Raw genomic sequence first — 3,006 nt, forward strand, 5'->3', positions numbered from 1 at the left:
TGACCTTCAATCCTTAAAAGGATTAGAGAATATTGAGGAGGTGGGTTTTCTGGAGATAGAAAGTAATCTCGAATTAAAGGAGCTGACCGGTTTGGAAAATTTAAAGTCAGTAACCAAAATACTTTCCATAAAAGACAACGATCAATTGGGGTCCTTGGCCGGTTTAAAAGCATTGACTTCCTTGAAAGAGCAGTTTGTATTATTCGATAATAGGTCTTTAACCAACCTTCATGGTTTGGAGCAATTGCAAGAAGCCCAACAAATGCTGATAACGAATAATATCAACCTAACAAGTTTAGAAGGCTTAGAAAACTTAAATAAAGCTGAAGATATTAGGGTCTATTCCAATGGTGCACTCATAGATTTTTGTGCCCTGGCAAACTTTATGGAAAAGAAGAGAGAAGCGGATTCCTTTGTTGCTCGATTAAATGCCTTTAACCCTACCATAGCCGATTTTGAGAACAATAACTGTGTATATGTTCCTTAGAAATTGACATCAACTAGATCTTTTTTTAATTAAAATTCAGTTGTTTTAGATTTATCAAAGGACAAGGCTTAATTTCTAAAATCACAATGGCCTGCCTTCAACTTTTGAAAGTATAGCTTTAGTGGTACTTTACATAAGATTTATAAAGCATATGCATTGGATTAAAAAAAGAATTTTAGCATCATTATTTTTCCTTTTTCTTTTTGTTCAATTTGGCCAGGCACAGGTTGATGAAATCAAGGAAAAGTTTCTTAAAACCGAAGAATTGATGGTTATAGCTCACCGGGCAGCCAACCAAAATTTCCCGGAAAATAGTATTGTTGCCATAGAAGAAGCTATCCGTATGGGAGTGGATATTATTGAACTTGACATTAGGGTAACTGCTGATGGTGTAGTGGTTTTGATGCATGATCAAACAGTGGATAGAACCACCACCGGTACAGGAGATATTGAGACCTTGGATTATAGCTATCTACAAACTTTAAACTTACTTCATAAAGGAGAAGCTACCAAGGAGAAAATTCCAACCCTAGAAGAAGCATTGAAAGTTACGAAAGGGAGGATTATGGTGGATATGGACATGAAAACGGATAAAGTGGAAGAAGTGTTGAAGGTGGTAAAAGCCATGGATGTTGTTGATGAACTTTTGTTTTTCGATTCAGATTGGGATGTTTTGGCGGCTTTTCAGACAAAGCTTCCGGATGCGTTTATTATGCCAAGAACTTACAAAACAAGAGAGATTAAAAAGGCGGTTAAGAAATTTAATCCTAGGGCAGTGCATATTGACCCGAGTTTTTATACCCCTAAAACAGTGGCAAAGGCAAAGAAGTATGGGGTAAGGCTCTGGATTAATGCTCTTGGAGATGTGGACAGGGAAATGCTAGCCAATCCCGACCAAGAATGGGCACGAGAATGGTTAAATAAAGGAGCTACCATGGTACAGACTGATGTGCCAAGATTTTGGACAAAACTCAAGTAAATTGACCCTAATGATTTGAAGGTGTGATAGTGTGAGTTGTCCCAATTTTTTTATAATCTAAGGCGTTTTTTCAAGCCTTATGGACAACTTTGGTACTTTTTTGAAAAAATGATATGCCTCCTTTTCGGCTTTTGAGGGCAAATAACCCTTTGTTATTTTGTCTTTTAACCCTAAATTGGTAATAGATTATCTATGGCCAATTTAGGGTTTAAGCTTGCTATAGGCACTATACAAAATAAATAGAAGGAGAATTTCACTAGTTGCCAGGAATAACAAACCCAACAAAGCCAATACTACAGACATAAAAAGCAAGCCCGTAATCATGACCGCAATGCCAGCACCTATGGCCATGTTTCCAAATTCTTTTTTGTACCGATAAAGTCCGAACCCAAATATCATGTAAATACTTCCGAATAATATGGCTTGAGCAGCCATTAGGGGCAATGGATCTGTATCCATATTATAAAACAAGTAGAGGTCAGCAGCTATGCAAATCACAATTCCTGCAATTGCAAGTAAGGAAGCTGGTTTTATCCAATTGTTTTCCCAAATGCGCCCCATCTGATGAAATCCAAGCATAAAAAGGGAGTAGCATACCAATATGCTTATTTTGACCATAGTGTATTGCCAAGCCGAGACACTTAAAGACGGAGAAGTGCTTAACTCATAGTCCATATAAGCCTCCCAAAAGGCCAATATAAAATAGATCAATCCACTAATAAATGCCATGAGCAGCCATTGCGATTTTTCCTTTGAGGGGTTAGGTAGTGCAGCCCTTGCTTGTAATTGATCGAGGTCTATTTCCAAAGCCGCAAAGATAGACCGAACAGTGTGCGACCTAGGAGTTACTTCACCTGCCTCGATGCGTTGAATAGTGCGAACATTGATATTACAGCGGGCAACCAATTCTTCCTGAGTTAGTCCATTCGCTTTTCTTAATTCAAGGATTTTTTTTCCCAATTCCGGTTGTTCCATGAGATTCTAGTCGTTTGATTTCCTTTGCAAGGTCTGCTAAAAATTGCTAAATGGGCGAGTATCTGTTACGGATTTAACCCGACATTTACCCGACAATTGACTTATTCAATGGTTTTTGACACCAATAGTTAAATTTTTCTCATCAATAGGGTTTTTGTTCTATGAAGGATTGGGCTGTTTCGTAAGGATAATAAAATCAGCAAGGGCCATTTTGTTTTTTATATCTCTATCATTGGCAAAGCATGAAATGGTTTTTACACTTAATTTCGGTTTCATTTTTTTTAATTCAGCAACAGTTCCTAGTCGTTCATCACTATGAAACCTGCCAGTGAGGTGTAGTATTTTTGTTTTTTTGTCTTTACGCCAAGCCTTGAGAATGCTTTCAGCCATGGTAGCGTCACGGAGCAATTGAGCATGAAAAACCGATGGTCCCATACTATGTCCATGAGCACCCATGGCTTCATTGAATTTAAGCAGGTAAGGGTCTCCGGCTTCAGGAATTTTTATTTTTGCAAAAAAATGTCGGGCTTTCCGTTGGAGCTGGTCTAATGAAGCTAAGCCTTTT

Annotated in this window: 3 protein-coding genes and 1 pseudogene; 2 read left to right on the top strand and 2 right to left on the bottom strand. The window is 38.1% G+C overall.

Annotated elements, in window-relative coordinates; translation table 11 throughout:
* Positions 1–487: pseudogene (locus AAC037_RS22780) on the top strand (hypothetical protein); the annotation flags it as partial.
* Between the two features lie 151 nt (positions 488–638).
* Positions 639–1,466 carry a glycerophosphodiester phosphodiesterase family protein gene (locus tag AAC037_RS22785; protein WP_339905859.1) on the top strand — a complete coding sequence of 276 codons (828 nt, stop codon included), beginning with the start codon at positions 639–641 and terminating at the stop codon, positions 1,464–1,466.
* 201 nt (positions 1,467–1,667) lie between these two features.
* Here AAC037_RS22785 and AAC037_RS22790 read toward each other — a convergent pair whose 3' ends face one another.
* Positions 1,668–2,441: a helix-turn-helix transcriptional regulator gene (locus AAC037_RS22790; protein ID WP_339905861.1), complete on the bottom strand. Its 774-nt coding sequence runs from the start codon at positions 2,439–2,441 to the stop codon at positions 1,668–1,670.
* 159 nt (positions 2,442–2,600) lie between these two features.
* Positions 2,601–3,006: ChaN family lipoprotein (locus tag AAC037_RS22795; protein WP_339905863.1), on the bottom strand; the 406-nt coding region annotated here is incomplete at its 5' end.

Source organism: uncultured Cyclobacterium sp., from assembly GCF_963976465.1.
GTDB lineage: Bacteria > Bacteroidota > Bacteroidia > Cytophagales > Cyclobacteriaceae > Cyclobacterium.

What these genes read in the sequence shown, in the direction of transcription:
- AAC037_RS22790 (WP_339905861.1), bottom strand. Translation starts at nt 2,441, where the DNA reads ATGGAACAACCGGAATTGGGAAAAAAAATCCTTGAATTAAGAAAAGCG.
- AAC037_RS22785 (WP_339905859.1), top strand. Translation starts at nt 639, where the DNA reads ATGCATTGGATTAAAAAAAGAATTTTAGCATCATTATTTTTCCTTTTT.